This is a genomic window from Parasphingopyxis sp. (genome assembly GCF_052168295.1).
Lineage (GTDB): Bacteria > Pseudomonadota > Alphaproteobacteria > Sphingomonadales > Sphingomonadaceae > Parasphingopyxis.
Genome location: NZ_JBQLZN010000091.1, coordinates 36,448 through 56,228 on the forward strand (window position 1 = coordinate 36,448; position 19,781 = coordinate 56,228).

Sequence of the window (19,781 nt, forward strand, 5' to 3'; positions counted from 1 at the left end):
CAGCGTCAGGCCGGCTGATGCGCCGCGGCCGGCAACGAGGCATCATCGCTCTTCCGTGCGTCGAGCTCGGCAATGATCGCATCGTGATGGCTGCGCGTCAGATCGTAGCGCGCGTAGAAGAGGATCGAAATCAGGGCGACGAAGCCCATAACCGGCCCTGCAACGATGCCGAGCCGAAAAACGATATCGCTCTCTATTTCGCCGGGCACCGCCTCGAACGGCAGTATGACGATGAGGTCGAGCATTACCCCCGCGATCAGATGGCCGAGCGAAACGGCCGCTTTGCCGATCAAGGCGCGGGCCGAATAGAACAGCCCCTCCTCCCTCTGACCGGTGACGATCTCATTCTGGTCGATCACGTCGCCGAGCATCGAATAGATCGCGACAGCGGCCGTGCTGATCGTGAAGGTCTGCACGCAGAAATTGCCGATCAGCAACGGCAGCAGGATGGGCGAATCGTTCGCCGGGAACAGGCCGAGCAACCGGAGGTCGACCGGCAGCTGCGCCGTAACGACCATCACCGTGAGCGCGCCTAGGAGCACCGGTTTGCGGTCGAAACGCCGCATCAGGATCGGCGAGGCGATCGCACCGGCGACAGCCGCTGGGGCAGCGAACAGGCCGAACCATCGAATATCCTCGGGCAGCAGCTCCCAGAAATAGGTGTTCACGAACACGGTGAAGGTCTCGTAGAGCCCCGTCGCGATCATGAAGAAGAAGACCCCGCCAATCAGAAAGGCGTAGTTCCCGTTTCTGAGCGCACCCAGAATGCTGCGATAGAATATCGGGATCGAGAAACGCGGCTGGCCGGGTTTGGGCTGGCTCAGCCGCGGCACCTGATCGAGCGTGCCGATCGCGCTCAGCCAGATTGCGCCGAGCAGGAAACCGCAGGCGGTAAGCACGAGCGGCATATAGGCGTCCGGATCGAGATGGCGCGGAATCTCAAGGCCTTCGGCGTTGACCGTCGTCCCGGCCAGAAAATAGCCCCAGGCAGAAAAGGCGAAGAGCGCGCCCATCGCATAGCCGAAGATCGCATTGATGCTGAACAGGCGCGAACGCTCGTTATGATCGCGTGTCAGCTCGCCGCCGAGCGCGAGGTGCGGCACGATATAGAGCGTTATCGCAAGGCGGCTGATCACCGTGAAAATGACGAGCCAGATGAACAGCAGCGTCTGGTCCGCACCGGCCGCCGCACTGTTCGTCCAGGCCTCGGGCGGATTGAAGATCAGGTAAAGCGCGATCGCCAGCGGCACCGGCGCGACGAAGAGAAACGGATGCCGCCGTCCCCAGCGCGACCGCCAGCGGTCCGAAACCACCCCCATCACCGGATCGGAAATCGCGTCGACGAGCAGCGCGAGCATGATCGCCAGGCCGATCAGCGAGTTCGAAAGCCCGATCGCCTGATTGTAGTAGATGCCGATGAAGGTGTTGAACATGCCGAGATAGAAGATCTCGCCGATAGATCCGACACCGAAGGCGAGCTTGGTGCGGAACGGCAGGATATCGCGCGGCGCTGTCATCCGTTCAGCCGTACAGCATTACGGGCGGATCGCGCAGGCTCTCGATCAGGTCGGCACGCCGCAAAAGGAACGGAGAGAAGCGCATCGCACTTCTCTCCGTCAGGTTCGCGGTCCCAGGCTCTCAGGTGGAGAGAGTGACGCACCCGGTCAAAAGCCCACCCGCAAGCTGGCACCGAAGATGCGCGGATCGAGCAGGAAGGCACTTCGGAAGCTGCCGACCAGATTCGAGTTCGTCTCGAGGAAGGTAATGCTGTCCTGGTCGAACAGATTCTTCACGAACAGCGTCAGGTCCCACTGACGGTCCTCATTGGCGATCTGGATTGATGCGTCGAACTGTTCCCAAGCACCCACGCGATCGGCAGGGACATTGAACTCGCGCGACCAGAAACCGGTCTGCGAATAGAAATCGATACGCGGCCGGACCGTCCAGCCGCCGCCAGCATCGATCGTATATTCGCCGGCGAGCTTCAGCGTACGCTCCGGCGCATTGGGCAGTTCGTTGCCCTGAATCTGGAAAAAGGCTTGGCCGCGCGCCGGATCCGACGAGAGGAAGTCCGAGCGGATCTCGGTGTCGAGCAAGCCCAGGGCCGCTTCGAACCGCAACTCGGGCACCGGTGTCCAGACCGTTTCCAGCTCGAAACCCTGGACGCGCGACGAAGGAATGTTGACGTTCGTTGCGAGCGTGCCGACGATATTGCCGACGATGAGATTGCTGTAATCGTAGCGGAACAGGGCGGCGTTGAGCGTCAGCGTATTGTCGAACAGCTCCGTCTTTGCGCCGACTTCGTAGGAATCGATGAATTCGGAATCGAAAGTCGGGTTGACCGCGTTGCCTGGGTTGAACCCGCCCGATTTGAAACCGCGCGAATAGGACGCGTAGAGATTCACATTGTCCGTCGGCTCCCATTCGATCGCCGCGCGGCCGGTGACCGCGTCGAACGATGCCGTGCCGTTGAAGGGCGGCGGCAGTACGAACGAGCCGCTCGCCGTCGTGATCTCCTTGTCGTCCTGCGTGTAGCGTAGGCCGCCGAGAATGCTGAGATTGTCGGTGAGATCGACATAGACTTCCCCGAAAACCGCGTAGGAATCGACGATTGCGTTGGTCGTATTGCCGCTGGCGATGAAGCCGAAAGTGCGGTTCGCTGGCATATAGGTATCGACGAATCCGCCGCCCGTCGCGTGCAGATAGTAGCCGCCGATCAGGAAATTGAACGGGCCGTCTAGATCCGTCGCGAGGCGAAGTTCCTGACTGAACTGTTCGCGCTCGCCGGCCGCATATTGCGCCGAGCGCCAGTCGGTCGAGCTGATCTGCTGGCCCGGGCCGAGCAGATAGGTCAGCACGCCGTTGCCCAGGCCATTGTCAGGCACGGTCAGCGGACCGAACAGAGTTGCGAAATCGCCCGGATTGAAGGCATTGGGCCGCGTGCCCTGGTCGAAATCGCGTTGCGAGCTGTTGCTGCCGTCCCGATAGCCGGTCACCGACGTTATCGTCACCGCACCGATCTCCTGGTTGATCTCGAGCGTCGCGAGGAAATCCTCGACATGCTGGGTCGGCAACACGTCGATATTCACCGTCCTGAGATCGGTCGGGTTGGCGCCGAAAGTATCGGCGCGCACGATGCCCGGCAGGAAAATATTGTCGATCGTGAAGTTGGCGGCCGGGAAATCGGTGTCGACCGAATTGGGCGAACAGCCAAAGGCCGGATCGGGCGTGCAGAGCGTTTTCACGGCGTTTGCCCGATTGCTGTCTTCCTCGAAATAGGTGAGGATCAGATCGATCGTCGTCGTGTCGCTCGGTTCGAAACGGGTGCTCGAGCGCAGTGTGTACTGATCGCGCCCGTCGATCTGGCCGCCGTCGAAAAGGTTTTCCGTGTAGCCGTCGCGCTTCAGATAGTGGGCGGCGAAACGCTGCGAGATGCCGTCAGCGATCGGAATGTTGATCGCGCCTTCGGCGCGGATGCCCTCGAAGGATTCAAGCTGCAGGCTGACATAGCCCTCGAACTCGTCGGTCGGCCGCCGGCTCACGAAGTTGATCGCGCCGCCCGTCGTATTGCGGCCAAAAAGCGTACCCTGTGGCCCGCGCAGCACCTCGATCCGCTCAAGATCGAAAAATTCGCCGAAGGTGCTTCCCTGCTGAAGGAATACGCCGTTGATGAGGATGCCGATATTGGTGTCGTTGCTGCCGCCGAAGGACTGCGAGCCGACGCCGCGGATCGTAAGATTGCGATTGGCCGAGAGGATGACGTTGGGTGCGTTGAACTGCAGATCCAGCGAATCCTCGATGCGCGCGGCTGCGAGATCGTCCGACGTCAGCGCGGTGATCGCGATCGGCACGTCCTGAATATCTTCCTCGCGCAGCTGCGCCGTAACGATGATGGGCGTGTCGGTGAGATTTGCCGATGCCGTCTCCTGCTGCGCATGAGCAACGCCCGTCGACCCCGCCCAGGCAAGCGCGCCCGCCGAAACGTACCGGAACAAGGATGTGCGGAACCCGTATGTCATATTGTCCTCCCCAACTTATTTTTGGGCAGGGTTCGCACTAATTATAAAATTAGTCAATACTCTTATAGAAAAGGTCAATAAGCATTCGGACCGACTGTTGCGCTGCTGCACTATCGGTGCAGCCCACGACGCCGTGTGCCCGGCGCTATCTACCTGAAATACAATGCGGCCGGCGCTACTGCCGATTGGCCAGCTTTTCCGCCGAGCCGACGATCATCTGAACGGTCGTGTCGACGACCCGGTCATGATCGCTCTCGTCGCGCAGAAGGATCTGCGCCGCGGACCGAGTAATGCCCATACACAGTTCGGCGATGAGGTCGCCGCTGCCCTTGGGCACGTCGAACTCCTCTTCCATGAGTTCGCCGAAGAACTTGACCGTCGCCTCGCGGCCTTTCGCCTGTTTTTTGAGCACGTCCGCTGCGACCGAGGGTTCGTTCAGCAAGCGCTGGATTAGCACGCCCTTGGCCACGAAGCGGTCGATGAAATCCAGCGTCGTGCGGCGAATCAGATCCTCGAAACTCTCATCGTCGCCGCGTTTGACCGGGCTGCCTTGGAACGCGGGATATTCGCGCACCAACAAGGTGCTCAGCAGGTTCGACCGATTGTCGAAATAGGCGTAGACGAGCGGCTTCGAGACCTCGGCCTCGCTCGCAACCCGGTCCATGCTCGCCGCGGAAACACCCTCTTCGACGACGATGCGGGCCGCCGCGTCGAGGATCAGCTCCTGCCGGTCCTCGGGCGCCATCCGGCGCCTGCGCCGGGATGCCGATTTTGCGGGGGCTGCGCCGTCACTCATAAGAAGCGTCTAACACGCGGCCCTCCGATTCCAAGTTCATTCTCCGATGCGCACCGCCCCGGCCAGTTGCGCATGGGCGGGCACGCGCACAATTGACTATTTATATAATAAAATATAGGCGAGGGGCAAATTCCATGGCGAGGGGCGTGTATGACCATGAATGACGGGAAGCCATTGGCTGGCCAGATCGCGCTTGTGACCGGAGCCACCCAGGGCATCGGCCTTGCCGTCGCGACCCGCCTCGCGCGCGACGGCGCCGATATCATCGCGCTCGATCTTCCGGGCGGCGATCATGACGCACTGGCCGAAAAGATCGCGGCATGTGGCCGTAAGGCTTATTCGGTCAAAGGCAGCGTTTCCGACGCCGACAGCTGGACTGAAGCGCTGGCGATCGTCGCCGAACGGGGCGGCAAGCTCGATATCCTCGTCAACAATGCGGGGATCGCCGGCTATCTCGGCCTGCTCGCCGACTATCCGGACGACCGGTTCGACGAGATCATGGACATCAATGTCCGCGGCGTCTTTCTCGGCCTCAAATATTGTCTGCCCGCCCTCCTCGAAGCACGGGGCAGCGTCGTCAACATCTCGTCCATCGCCGGCATAAGGGGCGGCGCGAATATCTCGGGCTATGCCGCGAGCAAACATGCCGTAATCGGGTTGACCCAGGCGGCGGCATCCGAAAATGCGATGCGCGGCGTTCGCGTCAACGCCGTATGTCCGGCGCCAATCCAGACCGATATGATCGACGAACTGGCGCGCAACCGGATGCCGGACAATCCCGAAGCTTTTGCCGAGTCCTTCCGCTCCGGCTTGCCGATGGGCCGCTATGGAGAACCGGAAGAAGTCGCCAACGTCATCGCCTTTCTCGTCGGCCCGGAAGCGAGCTTTGTGAACGGCGCAATCGTGCCGGTGGATGGCGGTGCTACGGCGCGCTGAATCCACTGTGGCGGATGGCGGCCTGATCCGCGTCTGCAACGGCGATATCGAACTCGCCGTCGAAACGCTGGGACGTCCGGACGCGCCGCCCATCATCTTCCTGCACGGCTTTCCCGAACATCGCGGGGCCTGGCGCAAGGTGGCGCAGCATCTTGCCGAAGACTATCGCTGCCTGCTGCCGGACCTGCGCGGCTATGGCGAATCCAGCCGGCCGGCCAGCGTCGAGGCCTATCGCATCGACGCACTGATCGGGGACGTCGATGCGCTGGTATCGGCATGCGGCGGACGCAAGCCTATGTTCGCCGGCCATGATTGGGGCGGCGCGCTCGCCTGGTGGTATGCAGCGGCACATGGCGACCGTCTGGACCGCCTCGTGATCGCCAACGCTCCGCACCCGGCAATTTTTCAGCAACGGCTGATCGATGACCCCGAGCAGCGCGCCGCATCGGGCTATATCGATCGCTTGCGCGCACCGGGCGCGGCGGACGCGCTGATGGAGGGTGGCCCAAAAGGCTTGTGGGACCGAATGTTCGCCGCCAATCCGGTTTTCGACGAGGCCGCGCGCGCCGAATATCTTTCCGCCTGGTCGCGCCCGGAGGCGATGGACCGGATGCTAAACTGGTACCGGGCCTCGCCATTCGTCTTACCCGAGACCGACGGCGCGCCCGTCCCCGAATGGGCTGAAGGTACTGCAATGCACGTCGATCTTCCCGTGCTCATCCTGTGGGGCATGGCGGACAGGGTTTTCCTGCCGCACCTACTCGACGGGCTCGATACCGTCGCGCCGGGTAACCGGATCGCGCGCTTCGCGGATATCGGCCACGCGATAATTCACGAAATACCGGCCCAACTCGCCGACGCCATCAAGGAGTTCGCAGAATCATGAGCATTCGTCTCCACCATATCGCTATCGCCTGCCCCGACCCCGGCGCTACCGCCGCATTTTATCGCGAGACGGCCGATCTGATCCCGGTAGATCTGACGGAGGACAGCAATGCCCAATGGTTGGCCGGCCCCAACTTCTACCTCGCACTCTACAAAGCGGATGACACGGAGCCGCTGCCCGACCGGCAGGTGTGCGACCCCGGCATCGGGCATTTCTGCCTCCAATCGGGCGACGGCAACCAGCTGTGGCGGCGCCTTGCGGATGGCGGGATGCGGTTCAACGACAAGCCCGTGGCGCTCGGCACCGGGGCGATCTACGCCTATGGCCGCGACCGCGATGCAACGCTGATCGAGGTGGAGGGCGTGCCGAAAGCCGACCCAGAAACGCCGATCTGGTTCGCCCATGTCGCGATCGTCACGCCGGACATCACGGCGCTCTCGGCCTTTTACGCGCGGTTGATCGGACGCGATCCGCACCGGACCGGGCGATTCGACAATCCGCTATTCTCCAACGTCACCGGCATGCCAGATGTCGATGTGAGCGCGGCGTGGATTAAGACGCCGAGCATCCAGCTTGAAATGTGGCAGTATCACCATCCGCCGACCGGACCGGCGTCGCCGCCCGAAAAGGACGCGACCGGCTATCGCCAGGTCGGCTTTTGCTGCGAGGATATCGACGCGGAACGCGCGCGGCTCGAAAGCCTCGGGATAACGCTCGAGCCCGGCGAAGATATCGTCGGTCATCCGGCCTTCTGGACGCGTGACCCGGACGGCAATTGGATCGCACTGATCGAGATCGCGCCGGACGCCGATCTGGCGCTCGGGCGCCTCGCCGATCCCGATGTCGTCGCGCGCCGCCTCGCGGCCTGAAGAGCGCGCTCTAAGCCTTTAGAAGTTGGCGGTTTTTATCAGCCCGCCGTCGATGCGGAGATTGGCACCGGTTGTGAAAGACGATGCCGGGCTGGCCAGAAACGCGGCGGCATTGGCGATTTCCTCCGGCGCGCCGAGGCGGCCAAGCGCTGCCATGCCGGCGGCCCGCTGATAGGCTTCGGGCTGCGCCTGCTTGATCTGGTCCCACCAGCCGCCTTCGAAATCGATCGGACCCGGCGATATCGCGTTGACGCGAATGCCTTGCGGCGCAAGCTGCACGGCCCATTGGCCGACAAGATTGACCAGCCCTGCCTTCATCGCACCGTAAGCCTCTTCATGGGGCGGTAACGCGGTGAGGATCGAGGCGATCGACGCGATAAAGATGAGCGCCGCATCATTGCCCTTGGCGAGATGCGGAACAGTCAGCGTCTTCAGCCGCACATGCTGCATTAGGTCCGTCTCGAACGTGTCCGGCCACCAGTCCGCGCTGGACGGATCGATCCGCGTCGAGACATTGCTGACCACGATGTCGATCCCGCCCATCGCTTCGGCCGAACGGGCCACCCAAGCGTCGAACGCATCGGCGTCGCGCACGTCAAGCGCTTCACCATGGGCCTCGACACCCTGCGATCGATAGCCTTCGAGCGCGCGTTCGAGATCCTCCGTACCGCGCGCACAAGTCGCGATCGCCGCGCCCTCTGCCGCGAGCGCCGTGCAGATAGCCGCGCCGATGCCGCGACTGCCACCGGAGACCAGCGCGCGTGCGCCTTTCAGACGTAAATCCATCTATCTCGCTCCTTTGTCAGGCGACTGTCTGGGTAATCTCGGGAACATGCGCATAGTCCGGCCGCTCCGGCGCTTCGCGCAGAAGGTCATATTCCGCCCGCACCTCTTCGAGGGGCCGTTCGAGCATCGTTTCGAACTTCACGAACTGGATCGAACGCGCCTTCCGGCCGTAGCCCCAGCCGTCGGTCAACGCGTCCATCGCGGGATTGATCAGCCACGGATCGAGCAGCGTCATATGCGCCGTCACGGTCGCGATGATCATCGCCGAATAGGGATAGTTCATCTGGGCAAGCTGAAACCCTTGCAAGGCCAGCTCGCCGAACGGCGTCGCCGGATAGCCGGTCAGCACATGATGAAGATCGTGCGTCTGGAAGCCGCGCAACACCTTGTACTGCATGAGCGGCGGCATCGCATCGAGCTTGCCGTCGGCTGCGAACTTTTCGTGCAGCTCGCGATAGCCGAGCGCGAGTTTCTCGGCGAGGTTGTTGGACACCATGAAATCGCGATAGGCATGGCCGAGCGATCCGGCCGGATATTGGGCCAAGTCGGCGAGATCGAGCGGCTCGGTATACCATTGTTCCTGCGCGAGCGCCGCCTGTTCGGGATGGTTCTCGATCGCCGCGACATATTTGTCGATCGCATCCTTGGGCGCAGTCGCCCACCATTCGTTGAACAGCTGATCGGTGCCATATTCGTAGAAATTGTCGACGCTGGTGAGAAATTTCTCGCCAAACTCCCGATCGACCGTAGCGGACATGGCTGATCCTCCCCGTGCTGTTCTACAGACCGGTGTTTTGACCACTATTATACGATTCGTCAATAACAATATCAGAAAGGAAGCGAGGCGGTGTACGCGATCAAGCCGGGCTAACGCCGCCAGACAGCGACATCGGCGGGCTGCAGGGTCTCGCCGCCCAGCAGTTGGCGGTCGGGATCGGACGATGCCCCAAGGCCCGCTACCGATATCGGCCGCTCCGAATAGTTGAAGGCGAACATGTGACCGGCGCACGACCGCAGCCGCAGGCCTTCGGGTAGATCGATAAGCTGTAAGCCCGCCTCACCCGCCATTCGGCCGAAGATCGCGCGCAACAGCGGCTGATCCGGCCAAGCCGCCAGGTAGCGATACGGTCCGTTGGCGAACACGATCCCGCGCCCATCCTGCAATGTCCATTCGGCTTGGATGTCGGTCTCGACATGCTCGAGCCAGCGGTGAACGGCGAACCCCTCGCCTGCTTCGGCAACTCCGTCCCGCAAGCTTTCGACGCGCACGACCTCAAGCGGCAGCAGCGCCTGCAAACCGCCGGGCGGAAGCGCGTCGGGGATCGAGAAGCTCTCCGTCTTGCTGCCGCTGCGCGGGCCGATCAGCACGGGGCAGGACAGTTGCCCGAGCCGGGCAACGAAATCGTCGGCGATAATAGGCAGGCTCGGGACAACCACCATGGCGTAACCTTCGAGACCGGCGTCCGGCGATACGATATCGATGTCGAAGCCACATTGCCTGAGCGCGCTGTACATTTCGAAGGCGAGTTCGAGATAGCGAAAGCTGCGGCCCTGTGGCTGCGTTTCGCACGTCCATGCCGCTTCGTATGAGAAAACCAGCGCGACCGGCGCCCGTGCCGCTTCGAGATCGCCGAGCGCGGCGATATCGGATGCGACCCGCCGCGCCTCGCCCGCTGCGATATCCTCGCTGCTGTCGGGGCGGAGCAGCCCGGCATGCATCTGCTCCTGCGCGAACGGCGCTTGCCGCCAGCGGAAATAGGAGACGAACTCCGCGCCATGCGCGGCCGCTTCGAGCGTCCATAGCCGAACCATGCCGGGCAGCGGGGCGGGATTGTAGCGCGCCCAGTTCACCGGGCCGGGCTGCTGCTCCATCACGCCCCAGCGGCCCGCGGTACAGCCGCGATAGAGATCATGGTGGAACGCGGCGAAATCGGGATGGCCTTGGCGGAGATAGGACTGCTTTTCCTCGGCACCGAACCAGGCCTGTTCGAGAAAGCCGAGCGGATAGCTGTCCCAGCTCGCGACATCGAGATCGCGCGACAGCGCGTGATGATCGAAATCGGTGAAGAAGCCCATGAAGTTGTGGATGATGTCGCGCCCCGGCGATATCGCGCGCAGGATATCGGCCTGAAGCGCGTTGAACGACACCACCTCGTCCGACGCGAAGCGCCGATAATCGAGCACATGCGCCGGGTTCGGCTCGGTGACCGTCAGGTTCGGCAGGTCCACCGCATCGAATGAGTCATATTCCATGCTCCAGAAAACATTGCCCCAGGCCGCGTTGAGCGCGTCGATCGTCTTGTATCTCGCGGCCAGCCATTCGCGAAAGTTCGCCTCGGCGGCCGCCGAATAGCTGCACACGGTATCGTGACAGCCATGCTCATTGTCGATCTGCCATCCGACGATCGCCGGATTGTCGCCATAGCGATCGGCGAGCGCCGTCACGATACGGCGGCATTCTTCGCGATAGCCGGGATGCGAATAGCAATAATGACGGCGCGACCCGAATGCGCGCAGGCGGCCCTGCGCGTCGACCGGCAGCATATCGGGTATCCTGTCGACGAGCCATTTGGGCGGCGTGGCCGTCGGTGTGCACAGGACCACCTCCAGCCCTTCCACCGCCAGCGCCTCGATCGCCGCGTCGAGCCATTCCCAGTCGAAGCGGCCCGGCTCGGGTTCGATCCGGCTCCAGGCGAACTCGCCGATGCGGATGCGCGCAAGGCCCATCTCGGCCATGCGCCGGGCATCGTCCGCCCAGATTTCGCGCGGCCAATGTTCGGGGAAATAGCAGCACCCAAGCTTCATCCGTCCGTCCTTTCGAGTGCGACAAGCCACGCCGTTTCGGGATGCGCGAGCGGCAGGGCAATGCCGCGCTCCACGAGCGCGCGGCCGCTCAGAACATGGCCCTCGCGCCAGCTCTCATGGTTCGCCAGATAGCGCATCGCCTTGCGTGGCCAGGGTTCGGGTAGCGTCACGCGATATCGCGCATCCGGATCGAGCCCGGCCATCCGAACCGGTGCGACGTCGTAGGTGGCCGCAACTCGCGTCTGCGCGGCGAGCGCCAGACCGCGATTTCCGGCGAGCGACAGCAGCGCCGATACGCCCTGATCGGGATGGTCGAGCCGCACCAATACGCCACCGTGCAACACGTCCCGCCAGCTCTTGTAGAGCGCAATATGGGCGCGCAGCGCTTTGCGCTCGCCGTCGGTCATCGACCCCGGATCGGCTTCCACGCCCATATGACCGAACATCGCGACCTTGGCCCGAAAATCCATCGAAAGGCGGCGCCCGGTGATCGGGTTCGGCGATGGCCCGACATGATTGCCGATCACTTCGAGCGGCAGGAACTGCGCCCAGCTCCGCACGATCCTCAGCCGTTCGATCGCATCGTTGCTGTCGCTGGCCCAGATGCGGTTGCAGCGCGAAAGAATGCCCAAATCGACGCGCCCTCCCCCGCTCGCGCAGCTTTCGATTTCCACCGCGGGGTGCGCCGCGCGCAGCCGGTCGAGCAATCGATAGAGCCCCAGCGTCTGCGCGTATCCGGCCGGTCCGTCCGCATTAGCCGCCGGAAACAGATCACGATTATGATCCCATTTGAGATAGGCGATGCGATGCGCGCCCAGCAGTGCGTCGATCCGTTCGAACAGATAGTCCGACACGGCTGCGCGCGTCAGGTCGAGCACGAGCTGGTGACGTTGCGTCCGGCGTTCGCGGCCTTCTTCATGCAGGCACCAGTCGGGATGCGCGCGATACAGATCGCTGTCGGGGCTTACCATTTCCGGTTCGACCCAGAGGCCGAAATCCATGCCGCGCGCCTCGACATAATCGATCAGTGGGTCGAGGCCGTTCGGCAGGACGTCACGGGATACTTCCCAATCGCCAAGGCTCGTCCGGTCGTTTCGCCGCCCGGCAAACCAGCCATCGTCGAGCACAAAACGCTCGACGCCCAGATCGGCCGCGTCGTCTGCGAGCGCGATCAGCTTCGCCTCGTCCATATCGAAAGCGAGCGCTTCCCAACTGTTCAGATGGACCTTGCGCGGCCCCCAGCCAGCGCGGCCGGGCAGCACCTCCTCGCGCAAATGCCGGTGGAAGAGCTGGCCGAGCGCTGTGCGGTCCTCTGCATAGGCGAAGACGGCGGCCTGCGTTTCGAACCGCTCGCCGGGGGTAAGCACGATCTCGCCGCCCTCCAGCGCTGGCCCGATGACCAGCATCGCACGGCCATCGGCATCGCTTTCGAGCACGGTATCGTAATCGCCACTCCAGCACAGATGCGCGCCGATCACAGCATCGTCATTTCCATCGCACAGCATCAGCCAGTTGCCGCCATCGAAACCCGGTTTCCCGCGCCGCGACCGGCTGACAAAGCCGCGCGGGCCGATCGCGGCGCGATGTTCCTGCATCTCGGCGGCCCAGCGGCCGGCATAGGTGATGGCTTCGTCGAACCGCCGGGGAACGGGAAGCGCGAGCGCGGCGAGCCTGTCGACGGCGATAGGCACGTCGCCATCGTTTGCGAGTGCCATTTGCGCGCGCACCGCGTCACCGGCTTCTATTGACCATTCGATCTGAGCCTGGAGTCCGGTTGCCGCATCTTCGAGCGCGATAGCCAGCTTCCGTCCATCGGCTTCATGGCGCATTGGCCGGAAATCGGTGGGCACGCGCTGCGCGCCATCACGCACAGCCACCGCAACCGGCCCCGCATCGCCATGCTTGGGTTCGGGCAGCAGCCCGCCGACCGGAGGAGAATCGGGTTGCGATTCATGCGCGCCGTACAGCCCGGAGCGATGCAGCGCGTGAAGCTGTTCGTGCGCATCCAGCTTGGGGCCCAGATAGACGAGATCCGCATATTCGCCCGGCACGACAGCCACCACCACCGTGATCGTGTCGCCGTCGAGGCGCAGATATTCGGTCTCCCCTGCCATGCATTCCCCTAGAAGGCCGACTGCGCCGTCTGTCAAACCGGATCGCTTGCGGCGGCGCGCGTCTTGGTCTCTAAAGCCGCATTCAGCGGGGGAATTTCGTACATGCTCGGCACCAACCCGACGGCCAGCGGCGTCCAGATCATCGTCTGCATCGCGCTCACGGCTCTGGTCGGTCTCGCCACCTGGCTCAAGATTCGCCGCGCCAAGCATGACGGATCGAGTAAGGATGTCTTTCTCGCCGGCGGCGGGCTGAGCTGGCTGTTCGTCGCCGGGTCGATCACGCTGACCAATCTCTCGACCGACCAGCTTGTCGGCATGAACGGGAACCAGATGCTGCTGCTTGCGTGGTGGGAGATTTGCGGCTTTTTCGGGCTACTGATCCTGGCCTTCGTCTTCGTGCCGATCTATTATCGCAACAATTGCACGACCGTCACCGAGCTGCTCGAAAAGCGCTATGGCGGACGCAGCATCCGGACGCTCATCTCCGCGCTGTTCCTGTTCGGCAATATCCTGATCTATCTGCCCGCCGCGCTTTATTCGGGCGGGCTGTTCATGCAGTCGCTGTTCGGCAGCACGATGCCGATCCTGTTTTTCGCCGGCATTCTCGCTGTCATCTCGGCCGCCTATACGATTTTCGGCGGCCTACGCGCGGTCGCGGTGATGGACACTTACTCCGGCATAGGCATTCTCGGGCTGGCCGTGCTGATCGTGATCCTCGCGCTGGCGGCAGTCGACTGGGACATCGTGAGCGATGTGCCGATGGAGCGGCTGAGCATGATCGGTGGGCCGGATTCGCCGATCCCCTTCCATACGCTGTTCACGGGGATGATCTTCATCCAGATATTCTACTGGTCGACGAACCAGAATATCACCCAGCGCGCTATGGCCGCGCCGACTGTGAAGGAGGCCCAGAAAGGCGTGATGGCGGCGGCGATCGTCCGCATCCTTATCGTGCCGCCCATCGTCGTGATCCCCGGCGTGGTCGCTTACAAGCTGTTCGGCGATATCGGCGACGCGGCCTATGGACGGCTTGTCGCCGAAGTGCTGCCCGCCTGGCTGTCGGGCGCATTCGCCGCGATGGTTGCCGCCGCGGTCATCACGACATTCAGCGCGGTGCTGAACAGCTCGGTCGCACTCTATTCGGTCGATTTCCACGAGCAGTTCATCGGCGAGGTCAACGATCACTGGAAGCTCGCCGCCGCCGTTTCCGTCCTGCTTACGGTCGTCGCGATCATGCTGGTGCCGCTCTATCAGAATGCCGAAAGCATCATCAATCTGCTGCAGCAGCTGAACGGCCTGCTCTCGATGCCGATCCTGTCGGCCTTTGTCGCGGGCTTGCTGTTTCGCAACGTCGCGGCGCCGGCGGCCATCGGCGGAGTTATCTGGGGCGTGCTGCTCTACGGCCTCTACACCTTCCGGCTGGAACCGGCCGGCATCATCACCATGCACTATATCGATTTCATGGTCGTCACCCTGGCGACATCGGTGATTGCAGCGCTATTGACCAATCGCATAATACTGGGCAATCGCGCCGAGTTCTTCCTTTCACCCAAGGCCGCCGCCTGATGCCTGTCGATCCCGCCAAGCCGCATCGCCGCCGCAATCCGCTGAGCGGAGGGTGGGTGCTGGTATCGCCGCACCGTCTCGACCGGCCATGGCAAGGTGCGGACGAACCGCCGCAGCCACCCCCGCCGAGCCATGATCCCGAATGCTATCTCTGCCCGGGCAATGTCCGCAAGAATGGCGCGCGCAATCCCGATTATGACGGGGTTTATGTGTTCGATAACGATTTCAGCGCGTTGACGGATAATCCGGATAGCGCATCTGAAAGCGATCCGCTGTTCATGGCCGAGGAAACCGGCGGCGCCTGCCGGGTGCTGTGCTTCTCGCCCGACCATGGAAAGACGCTGCCTGAACTCTCCGAAGCGCAGATACGCCGCATCATCGACACTTGGTGCGAAGAGAGCCGCGTACTCGGCGCAAGATATCCGAGCGTCCAGATTTTCGAGAATAAGGGCGCGATGATGGGCTGCTCCAACCCGCACCCGCACGGCCAGATCTGGGCGAGCGCGCATGTGCCGGACGAAGTGCTGGCCGAGGACCGCAACCAGGCCGCATTCGCGAAAGAGCATGGCGCACCGATGCTGCTCGCGCTGGCCGAACGCGAACAGGCCGATGGCGTCCGCACCGTGGTCGAAACGGCGCATTGGCTCGCCATCGTGCCCTATTGGGCGAGCTGGCCGTTCGAAACGCTGCTCCTCCCCCGGTTCCCTATCCAGCGCATGCCGGAGCTGGACGACAAACAGCGCGACGATCTCGCACGCGCCTTGCGCGAATTGACCGCGCGCAACGACAATCTGTTCCGCACCAGCTTTCCCTATTCGATGGGCTGGCATGGCGCGCCGTTCGGGCAGTCGGACGTCGCGCACTGGCAGCTCCACGCACATTTCTATCCGCCGCTGCTCCGCTCGGCATCGGTCCGGAAATTCATGGTCGGCTATGAAATGCTCGCCGAGCCGCAGCGCGACCTTACCCCGGAAAGCGCGGCGGAAATGCTGCGCGCGGTCGATGGCCGGCATTATCGGGAGGAGCGGTGAACCGGCGCGAAGCCTTGATCGAACGGGTAAGCGCCGCTTTCGAGCAAGCGTACGGCCATCCCCCCGCGCACATCGTCGGCGCGCCGGGCCGGGTCAATCTCATCGGCGAGCATTGCGACTATAATGACGGGCTCGTCCTGCCATGCGCGATCGACCGGGAGACGTTGATCGCAATCGGCGACAGCGATGACGGGCACATCCGGTCCTTCGCCGCGGACTTCGACGGTGAGAGCGATGCGTTCGCGACCGGCGCGCCCATCGAGCGCACCGAGCGCGATTGGCAGAATCACATCCGCGGAGTGGCACATTTCCTCCAGCAGCAGGGCGTGGGCTTGCGCGCGTCAAAGCTGGCAATTGCCGGGGATGTGCCGATCGGCGCGGGACTCTCCTCATCGGCATCGCTCGGGGTGGCGACGGGCCTGGCTCTGACGCAGCTATCCGGCGTTACGGTCGATCCTGTCGATCTCGCACGCGCCGCGCAGATGGCCGAAATCGAATATGTCGGCTGTGCCTGCGGCATCATGGACCAGATGGCTTCGGCCTGCGGCGAGGCTGGCTCCGCACTGCTGATCGATTGCCGAACGCTCGAAACCCGGCCGGTGCCGATCGCCGACGATCTCGCTATTGTCATTATCGATTCGGGCATCCGCAGGACGCTGACGAACAGCCGGTTCAACGAACGCCGCGCCGAATGCGAGGCGGCGGCGCGCCACTATGGCGTCCCGGCGTTGCGCGATCTCGATGTCGACACGCTCGCCCGCAACCGCCACGATATGGATGAAACACTGTTCCGCCGCGCGCGTCATGTCGTCACGGAAATCGCTCGTGTGGAGACAGCAATCCCGGCGCTGGCGGCCGGCGATCTGCCGGCCCTGTCTCGCCTGATGGGCCAGTCGCACCGCTCGCTGCGCGACGATTTCGAAGTCTCGCTCCCGGCAATCGACAAGCTGGTGTCGATGATCGCGGAAGTCATTGGCAATCGAGGCGGTGCTCGTATGACCGGCGCCGGCTTTGGCGGCTGCCTGGTGGCGATTACGGCCGCAGACATGGCGGATGCCGTCATCGATTGCGTCGAAAACCGTTACAACAGGAGCGCAGACATCGCAGCCTCGGCCGGAAATTTTCGGCCATCGGCCGGCGCGCATCTGATATGCTAGCGACGATGCGGGCAATTCGTCGATGAACGAGGCTCGCGATAACCGCTGCCAGACCGGGATCCGATATGACCGATAGTCCGCCCATTTCGCAGAATCCGGACATCCGCTTTCTCGGTAAGCTGCTCGGCGACGTCATCCGCGCCTATGGCGGCGACCGGCTTTTCCAGCGCACCGAATATATCCGCGCGGCATCCGTCGACCGCCATCGCGGGATCGAGGGGTCGGACGCGATAGATCCCGGGCTCGATGCGCTGACGCTCGACGAAACGCTCGATTTCGTGCGCGGCTTCATGCTCTTTTCGATGCTCGCCAATCTCGCCGAAGACCGGCAGGCGCTGCTCGCGGATAACGATATCGATGTAAGCGCGGCGCTCGACAGGCTCGCCGATAGCGGCATTGCGCGCGAGACGGTCGCCGCCATGCTCGAAGACGCGCTGATCGTCCCCGTGCTCACCGCACATCCGACCGAGGTCCGCCGCAAGAGCGTGATCGACCACCGCAATCGTATCGCGGAGCTGATGAAGCTGCGCGATCGCGGCCGGACCGAAACGCCGCAGGGCGACGATATCGAGGATTCGATCGTCCGGCAGATCGCGCTACTCTGGCAGACACGGCCGCTGCGGCTCGATCGGTTGTTCGTCGCCGACGAGGTGGAGAACGCGCTTTCCTATCTACGCAACGTATTCCTGCAGATCCTTCCGGGGCTCTACAACCGCTGGGAACAGGCGCTCGGCGCGCGCCCGCGCAGCTTCTTCCGGCTCGGCAGCTGGATCGGCGGCGATCGCGACGGCAATCCCTATGTGACGGCGGAATCGCTGGAACTGGCGCTCCGGCGCTCGGCGGAAACCGCGATCTCGACCTATCTGGACGAGCTCCACGCGCTCGGCGCGGAACTGTCCATTTCGTCTGGCTTTTCCGACGTCGACGAGGACGTTCTCGCGCTAGCCGAGGCGAGCGGCGACGAGGCACCGAGCCGAAAGGACGAACCCTATCGGCGCGCGCTTTCCGGCATCTATGCCCGGCTCGCCGCAACCTATGAGCTGCTCACCGGAAGCACGCCCGCGCGGCCCGCGCATATCAGTGGCGCCCCTTATCCCGGCCCCGACGCGTTCAACGCCGACCTGCGGACCATCGCGCGGGCACTCGCGAGCACGGGCGGCGAGACGCTGGCGTCCAGCGGCGCGCTCGGCCGGCTCATCCGCGCGGTGCGCACCTTCGGCTTTCATCTCGCCACGCTCGACCTGCGCCAGAACAGCGCCGTGCATGCGCGCACGGTCGCGGAGTTGCTAGCCGAGGCGGGCGTCGAAACCGATTACGAGGCGCTGGACGAGGAGGCACGAATTGCCCTGCTCCGGCGCGAACTCGCCTCGCCCCGTCCGCTCCGCGTGCCGCATGCCGATTATTCCGACGAAACCGCCAAGGAGCTGGCGATCATCGCGGCGGCGGCACAGGCGCATCGCCGCTACGGCCCCGAATGCATCACCAACTATATCGTATCGATGACCGAGACGGTCTCGGACCTTCTCGAAGTCCACATCCTGCTCAAGGAGGCCGGGCTGTACCGGGCCGGCGAACAGCCGCACGCCGCGATCATGGCGGTGCCCCTATTCGAAACGATCGGCGATCTGGATCATGCGGCCGGGATCATGCGCGACTATTTCGCGCTGCCCGAGATCGCGGCGCTCGTGGCCGCGCGCGGCCATCAGGAAGTGATGATAGGCTATTCCGATTCCAACAAGGATGGCGGCTATCTGACGTCGGGCTGGGTCCTGAGCCGGGCGAGCGAGTCGCTGGCGCCGGTGTTCGAAGAAGCCGGTGCGGCGATGCAGCTGTTCCACGGCCGGGGCGGATCGGTCGGGCGCGGCGGCGGATCGGCCTTCGCCGCGATCCGGGGGCAGCCGGCCGGCACCGTGAACGGCCGCATCCGGATCACCGAACAGGGCGAAGTGATCGCCGCCAAATATGGTACGCCTGACGCGGCTGCGGCGAATATCGACTCCATGGTTTCGGCGACCCTGCTCGCAACGCTCGAACCCGAAACGATCGCGCCGCGCGACAAGCAGCGTTTCTCCGCCGCAATGGACGAACTTTCGGCCACCGCCTTCCGGGCCTATCGATCGCTGGTCTACGAGACCGACGGCTTCACGCGTTTCTTCCGGGAAATGACGCCGATCGCCGAAATCGCCGCGCTCAAGATCGGTTCGCGCCCCGCCAGCCGCAAAACGTCGGACGCGATAGAGGATCTGCGCGCCATCCCCTGGGTCTTCTCCTGGAGCCAGGCGCGCGTGATGCTGCCCGGCTGGTACGGCGTCGGCCATGCGCTGGGCGATTTTGAAGACACGGCGCTGCTGCGCGAAATGGCCGAGCATTGGCCGTTCCTCAAAATGACGCTTGGGAATATGGAGATGGTGTTGGCGAAATCCGACATGGGTATCGCCGAACGCTACGCCGATCTGGTCGAGGACCGGAATCTCGCATCCACCATCTTCGGCGATATCCGGGACGGGTGGCGCCGCACGCACGACGCCCTGCTCGACATCACCGGCCAGTCGCGGCTGCTTGAGAAGACGCCGAAGCTCGACACGTCGATCCGCCTGCGCCTGCCCTATATCGAACCGCTGAACCTGTTGCAGATCGAATTGCTCAAGCGCCATCGCAGCGGCGAAGACGATCCGCGTGTGGCCGAAGGTATCCAGCTCTCGATCAACGCCATCGCGACCGCACTGCGAAACAGCGGGTGATGGGCAGACGGCCTCCACGCGCATGAATGCCCTTTATGTCGATTGCCGGCTTCGATAGACAATTCTGCGAACTCA

14 protein-coding genes are annotated in these 19,781 nt (G+C 63.5%); 7 read left to right on the plus strand and 7 right to left on the minus strand.

Features of this window, described 5'->3' with window-relative positions:
* Positions 1–5 precede the first annotated feature (5 nt).
* The 3 genes from ACTS1Z_RS16055 to ACTS1Z_RS16065 all read right to left on the minus strand — a co-directional run bounded on the left by ACTS1Z_RS16055 (position 6) and on the right by ACTS1Z_RS16065 (position 4,764).
* Positions 6–1,517, minus strand: coding sequence for an MFS transporter (locus ACTS1Z_RS16055; RefSeq protein ID WP_442625489.1), 1,512 nt, complete (start codon positions 1,515–1,517; stop codon positions 6–8).
* A 147-nt stretch (positions 1,518–1,664) separates the two neighbouring features.
* Positions 1,665–4,019, minus strand: a complete 2,355-nt coding sequence (locus tag ACTS1Z_RS16060) for a TonB-dependent receptor (RefSeq protein WP_442625490.1) — start codon at positions 4,017–4,019, stop codon at positions 1,665–1,667.
* 175 nt (positions 4,020–4,194) lie between these two features.
* Positions 4,195–4,764, minus strand: a complete 570-nt coding sequence (locus tag ACTS1Z_RS16065; RefSeq protein WP_442625491.1) for a TetR/AcrR family transcriptional regulator — start codon at positions 4,762–4,764, stop codon at positions 4,195–4,197.
* 201 nt (positions 4,765–4,965) lie between these two features.
* On the opposite strand from ACTS1Z_RS16065, the gene ACTS1Z_RS16070 reads away from it, so the two are divergent.
* The 3 genes from ACTS1Z_RS16070 to ACTS1Z_RS16080 are packed head-to-tail and all read left to right on the plus strand — an operon-like array spanning position 4,966 to position 7,506.
* The gene (locus ACTS1Z_RS16070) at positions 4,966–5,751 is read left to right on the plus strand and encodes an SDR family NAD(P)-dependent oxidoreductase (protein WP_442625492.1); all 786 of its coding nucleotides are present in this window, start codon (positions 4,966–4,968) and stop codon (positions 5,749–5,751) included.
* A complete protein-coding gene (locus ACTS1Z_RS16075) occupies positions 5,735–6,637 on the plus strand; it encodes an alpha/beta fold hydrolase (RefSeq protein ID WP_442625493.1) in 903 nt (300 codons plus the stop codon). Before ACTS1Z_RS16070 ends, ACTS1Z_RS16075 begins: the two co-directional genes overlap by 17 nt.
* Positions 6,634–7,506 (plus strand): VOC family protein, encoded by an 873-nt coding sequence (locus ACTS1Z_RS16080; protein ID WP_442625494.1) that lies wholly within the window; start codon positions 6,634–6,636, stop codon positions 7,504–7,506. The genes ACTS1Z_RS16075 and ACTS1Z_RS16080 overlap by 4 nt, the downstream gene beginning before the upstream one ends.
* An 18-nt stretch (positions 7,507–7,524) precedes the next feature.
* Here the strand turns inward: ACTS1Z_RS16080 and ACTS1Z_RS16085 are convergent, their stop codons facing one another.
* The 4 genes from ACTS1Z_RS16085 to ACTS1Z_RS16100 all read right to left on the minus strand — a co-directional run bounded on the left by ACTS1Z_RS16085 (position 7,525) and on the right by ACTS1Z_RS16100 (position 13,211).
* Entirely contained in the window at positions 7,525–8,292 is a 768-nt protein-coding gene (locus ACTS1Z_RS16085; RefSeq protein WP_442625495.1) for an SDR family NAD(P)-dependent oxidoreductase, read from the minus strand.
* A gap of 16 nt (positions 8,293–8,308) precedes the next feature.
* A complete protein-coding gene (locus ACTS1Z_RS16090) occupies positions 8,309–9,049 on the minus strand; it encodes a Coq4 family protein (protein ID WP_442625496.1) in 741 nt (246 codons plus the stop codon).
* Between the two features lie 110 nt (positions 9,050–9,159).
* Positions 9,160–11,097, minus strand: coding sequence for a beta-galactosidase (locus ACTS1Z_RS16095; RefSeq protein WP_442625497.1), 1,938 nt, complete (start codon positions 11,095–11,097; stop codon positions 9,160–9,162).
* Positions 11,094–13,211 carry an alpha-galactosidase gene (locus ACTS1Z_RS16100; protein WP_442625498.1) on the minus strand — a complete coding sequence of 706 codons (2,118 nt, stop codon included), beginning with the start codon at positions 13,209–13,211 and terminating at the stop codon, positions 11,094–11,096. The genes ACTS1Z_RS16095 and ACTS1Z_RS16100 overlap by 4 nt, the downstream gene beginning before the upstream one ends.
* A 102-nt stretch (positions 13,212–13,313) precedes the next feature.
* On the opposite strand from ACTS1Z_RS16100, the gene ACTS1Z_RS16105 reads away from it, so the two are divergent.
* The 4 genes from ACTS1Z_RS16105 (at position 13,314) to ppc (ending at position 19,706) form a co-directional block, all read left to right on the plus strand.
* Positions 13,314–14,777 (plus strand): sodium:solute symporter family transporter, encoded by a 1,464-nt coding sequence (locus ACTS1Z_RS16105; RefSeq protein ID WP_442625499.1) that lies wholly within the window; start codon positions 13,314–13,316, stop codon positions 14,775–14,777.
* Positions 14,777–15,808, plus strand: a complete 1,032-nt coding sequence (locus ACTS1Z_RS16110; protein WP_442625500.1) for a UDP-glucose--hexose-1-phosphate uridylyltransferase — start codon at positions 14,777–14,779, stop codon at positions 15,806–15,808. The genes ACTS1Z_RS16105 and ACTS1Z_RS16110 overlap by 1 nt, the downstream gene beginning before the upstream one ends.
* Positions 15,805–16,965, plus strand: coding sequence for a galactokinase (galK, locus tag ACTS1Z_RS16115; RefSeq protein ID WP_442625501.1), 1,161 nt, complete (start codon positions 15,805–15,807; stop codon positions 16,963–16,965). The genes ACTS1Z_RS16110 and galK overlap by 4 nt, the downstream gene beginning before the upstream one ends.
* Positions 16,966–17,030: 65 nt before the next feature.
* Positions 17,031–19,706: a phosphoenolpyruvate carboxylase gene (gene ppc / locus ACTS1Z_RS16120; RefSeq protein ID WP_442625502.1), complete on the plus strand. Its 2,676-nt coding sequence runs from the start codon at positions 17,031–17,033 to the stop codon at positions 19,704–19,706.
* Positions 19,707–19,781: the final 75 nt, after the last annotated feature.